5 protein-coding genes and 3 tRNA genes are annotated in these 3413 nt (G+C 61.0%); 6 read left to right on the top strand and 2 right to left on the bottom strand.

The window, feature by feature from the left end; genetic code table 11:
• The first annotated feature begins 90 nt into the window (after positions 1 to 90).
• Positions 91 to 867: an enoyl-ACP reductase FabI gene (gene fabI / locus ACYQ0Z_RS00040; protein ID WP_459863166.1), complete on the top strand. Its 777-nt coding sequence runs from the start codon at positions 91 to 93 to the stop codon at positions 865 to 867.
• Positions 868 to 954: 87 nt separating this feature from the next.
• Here fabI and ACYQ0Z_RS00035 read toward each other — a convergent pair whose 3' ends face one another.
• Positions 955 to 1395 (bottom strand): GNAT family N-acetyltransferase, encoded by a 441-nt coding sequence (locus ACYQ0Z_RS00035; protein WP_459863164.1) that lies wholly within the window; start codon positions 1393 to 1395, stop codon positions 955 to 957.
• A gap of 22 nt (positions 1396 to 1417) precedes the next feature.
• Positions 1418 to 1933 carry a 2'-5' RNA ligase family protein gene (locus ACYQ0Z_RS00030; protein WP_459863162.1) on the bottom strand — a complete coding sequence of 172 codons (516 nt, stop codon included), beginning with the start codon at positions 1931 to 1933 and terminating at the stop codon, positions 1418 to 1420.
• A gap of 285 nt (positions 1934 to 2218) precedes the next feature.
• Here ACYQ0Z_RS00030 and ACYQ0Z_RS00025 point away from each other — a divergent pair, with 285 nt between their 5' ends.
• The 5 genes from ACYQ0Z_RS00025 to ACYQ0Z_RS00005 all read left to right on the top strand — a co-directional run bounded on the left by ACYQ0Z_RS00025 (position 2219) and on the right by ACYQ0Z_RS00005 (position 3400).
• Positions 2219 to 2779 carry a phosphatidylglycerophosphatase A family protein gene (locus ACYQ0Z_RS00025; RefSeq protein WP_459863160.1) on the top strand — a complete coding sequence of 187 codons (561 nt, stop codon included), beginning with the start codon at positions 2219 to 2221 and terminating at the stop codon, positions 2777 to 2779.
• A 106-nt stretch (positions 2780 to 2885) separates the two neighbouring features.
• Positions 2886 to 3080: a hypothetical protein gene (locus tag ACYQ0Z_RS00020; RefSeq protein ID WP_459863158.1), complete on the top strand. Its 195-nt coding sequence runs from the start codon at positions 2886 to 2888 to the stop codon at positions 3078 to 3080.
• A 73-nt stretch (positions 3081 to 3153) separates the two neighbouring features.
• Positions 3154 to 3230: transfer RNA gene (locus ACYQ0Z_RS00015), tRNA-Met, on the top strand.
• A 5-nt stretch (positions 3231 to 3235) separates the two neighbouring features.
• A tRNA-Ile gene (locus ACYQ0Z_RS00010) sits at positions 3236 to 3311 on the top strand.
• Between the two features lie 13 nt (positions 3312 to 3324).
• Positions 3325 to 3400: transfer RNA gene (locus tag ACYQ0Z_RS00005), tRNA-Val, on the top strand.
• The last annotated feature ends 13 nt before the right edge of the window (positions 3401 to 3413 follow it).

The following is a 3413-nucleotide window of genomic DNA, read 5'->3' as shown; positions in this document are numbered from 1 at the left end:
GACCGCTCGTGCGTCCACGGGAGGAAATGGTATACTAAATGACGTTGACGGTGGCGACGTGGGGTCACGTTAGGAAAGGGAGGAAACGCGATGCAAGGATTATTGGAAGGCAAGAACATTCTCATCATGGGCGTGGCCAACAAGCGCAGCATTGCCTGGGGGATCGCCCAAGCGGCCCACCGCGCCGGTGCACGCCTCATTTTTACGTATCAAGGGGAGCGGCTGGAAGCCAACGTGCGTGATCTGGTGGCGACGCTGCCGCGCCAGGATTCGCTGCTCCTGCCGTGCGACGTGACAAAGGATGAGGAGATCGACACCGTCTTCGCCCGGATCCGTGAGGAGGTGGGCGTGCTGCACGGCCTGGCCCATTGCATTGCCTACGCGAAGACGGAGGAGCTGGAGGGCGAATTTGTCAACACGTCCCGTGACGGCTACCACCTGGCCCAGGACGTCAGCGTGTATTCGCTGGTGGCCGTGGCGCGTGCGGCGCGTCCGTTGATGACCGAGGGGGGGAGCATCGTCACGCTGACCTACCTCGGCGGGGAGCGGGTGGTCAAAAACTACAACGTGATGGGTGTGGCCAAGGCGGCCCTCGAGATGACCGTGCGCTACCTGGCCAACGACCTCGGTCCTGACGGCATCCGCGTCAACGCCATTTCCGCCGGCCCCATCCGCACGCTGGCGGCGAAGGGCATCCGCGGGTTTAACGAGATCCTGAAGACGATCGAGGAAAAGGCGCCCCTGCGCCGCACCACCGACCAGTCCGAGGTGGGCGATACGGCGCTGTTCCTTTTCAGCGACCTGTCGCGGGGCATCACCGGCGAAGTGATCCACGTCGACAGCGGTTACCATATCCTCGGGTACTAAACGGGCGAACACCTCGTATGGAACCCGGGGGGCCACCCTCTCAACGTCCGCTGCCTTCCCTTTGGCGGAAGGGGCGGACGTTTTCGGTTACGGGGCCAAGGTTTTGACCATGGTCACGTGCGGGATGCCCGCCTCCTCGAATACCTCGCTGACCGTTTCGTATCCCAATTTGCGGTAAAACGGTTCGGCATGGGTCTGCGCGTTGAGGCGAAGACGCACAAAGCCCCGGGCGGCCGCTTCCTGCTCCACCGCGGCCATCAGCAGGCGGCCGACGCCCTTGCCGCGCCAGGCGGAGAGCACCGCAACCCGTTCCACCTTGCCCGTATCCTTGTTGTAGGGGCGAAGGCGCGCTGCGCCGATCGCGCGGCCACCGGCGTACGCGACGAAATGGAGGGCGGTTTGGTCATGTTCGTCCAGTTCCAGCTCCGGCGGAACGCCCTGCTCGCGAATGAAGACTGCTTCGCGCACGGCCAGGGCGTCCCGTTTCTGCGCGTCATCGGCGGCCAGCACGACAACGGGATCTTCCATATCGTCCTCCCTCCCTTGCCGATCAGCATTCTTTTCCGAACAGGAACGTCTGGTACACGGTCCACACGCCGTCGTCCAACCGGTACAGCAGGTGGAACCGATCGATGGGAGAGATCAGATCCAGATTGGTCATGCGCAGGCGCCCGTAGACGTCGAGCAGCTCTTCGTTGGGCAGGTCTTGTCCGATGGTCAGGTGGGGAATGAAGGGGTGCTTCGGTTTGCCGAGCGGGAGGCGCTCATACAGCCGGCGACGGAGTTCCAGCAGGGCCGGCTCCTCCTTGATAGCGAAGTAGAGCACGTTATGGGTTGGGTGGAACGTGCCAAATTTGTGAAAGTGAAGCGTAAACGGTTCGCTGTTCTTGGCCACATCGGTCAAGTCTGCCACAACGGACATCAGCGCGTTGTCAGCCATCGAGAAGGGCTCGGTCACTTTGATGTGCGGGGGAATCTGCGCATAGTGCGGGTCGTACCGTTTGCGGTAGGAATTGGCCCGTTCTTGCACGTCCCGCTGCGGGAACAGGCAGACGCAGTAGAGCATGGACATACCTCCTTGATTCGTGCGTGTGATCGATGCTCCTATTGTATCAAATTGCGACCCCGGGGACGATGATCCCTGCCGCCGCTAGGGTATCGGAACCAGCAGGGGAGGGAAGGGTATGGGGTGGAGGGAGGATTCGCCGTGAAGCGATCCTTGGGCGTAGTCGCTTTCGGGAATAAACAAGCGTAGCGGTTTGGATTGCAGTTTTGTCGCAGTTTTGGCCCGTTGTGCTATGATAGAAATGAAGGGAAGAATTCGACTTTGCGCTGAAAGGAGATTGATCCCTTGCGCAGACGGGTGTCGAGCAAGGAAGTGAAAGCCGCTGCTCTCCAACGGTTGCGGGAGCGCGGTGTGACCGTTGAAGCGATTGCGGAAATCGTGTATCTCATGCAGTCGCCGTATACGCCGGACCTTTCGATGGAGGCGTGCGTGGAAAGCGTGGAACGCGTGTTGGAAAAGCGGGAGGTGCAGCACGCCATCCTGGTCGGGGTGGAGCTGGACGTCCTGGCCGAGAAGGGCCTGTTGTCCGAACCGCTGCTTTCCCTGGTTCGGTCGGATGAAAGCCTGTTTGGTTGCGACGAAACGCTGGCGTTGGGATCCGTGTTCGGTTACGGTAGCATTGCCGTGACCACCTTCGGACATCTTGACAAGCAGAAGGTGGGCATCATCAAACAGCTGGACACCAAGGCTGGGAAGGGCGTGCACACTTTTTTGGACGATATCGTCTGCAGCATCGCCGCGTCCGCCTCGAGTCGCTTGGCGCATCGCCTGCGCGATGAGGAGGAGGCGGCGTTGGAGGCCAAGCGCGACGCAACAGAGGTGGAACCGGAAGCGCACGCCGGGTAGGCGAAAGGTCCGGATCACGGGCAAGGGAGGCGTGGGACCGGCCAGCGAAGGAGGCTCTTGCCCGTGACCCACGTGATCACGACGTCGGAAGGACAGGTGGGAGGATATGGAAAAACCATCCAAACCCGCTCAGCCAGGGCGCTGGATTTATTGGGCCAAGGTGTTTGACTCCAAGTTTCAAGCGGGCTGTTTGGCCAAGAGGATGGAGGAAGACTGGTGGCTGTACGGCTACAAGAGCCCGCGAGAGGTGGAGGTGGTGCGCCTGAAAAATGGCCGCTACGGCGTGCGCTACATGTGGTGAGGAACGGAGAGGACTTCTCTCAAATTCCCACTTGATTTTCTTTCGACCGTTGTGGTATAGTAAGTTTCGTCGGCGCGGGGTGGAGCAGCCAGGTAGCTCGTCGGGCTCATAACCCGAAGGTCGCAGGTTCAAATCCTGCCCCCGCAACCACCTGTGGGCCTATAGCTCAGTTGGTAGAGCGGTCGGCTCATAACCGATTGGTCCCAGGTTCGAGTCCTGGTGGGCCCACCACTTGACAATCCGCGTGCCCGTAGCTCAGCTGGGAGAGCGCCACCTTGACGCGGTGGAGGTCACAGGTTCGAGCCCTGTCGGGCACACCATCCTTTCGTGTAC

The sequence above is a fragment of the Calditerricola yamamurae genome (genome assembly GCF_054654135.1).
This window is presented reverse-complemented; position numbering and strand designations above follow the sequence as displayed.

Excerpts from the sequence above, each read along its gene's own strand:
- fabI (WP_459863166.1), top strand. The coding sequence starts at position 91 with ATGCAAGGATTATTGGAAGGCAAGAACATTCTCATCATGGGCGTGGCC.
- ACYQ0Z_RS00035 (WP_459863164.1), bottom strand. The coding sequence starts at position 1,395 with ATGGAAGATCCCGTTGTCGTGCTGGCCGCCGATGACGCGCAGAAACGG.
- ACYQ0Z_RS00030 (WP_459863162.1), bottom strand. The coding sequence starts at position 1,933 with ATGCTCTACTGCGTCTGCCTGTTCCCGCAGCGGGACGTGCAAGAACGG.
- ACYQ0Z_RS00020 (WP_459863158.1), top strand. The coding sequence starts at position 2,886 with ATGGAAAAACCATCCAAACCCGCTCAGCCAGGGCGCTGGATTTATTGG.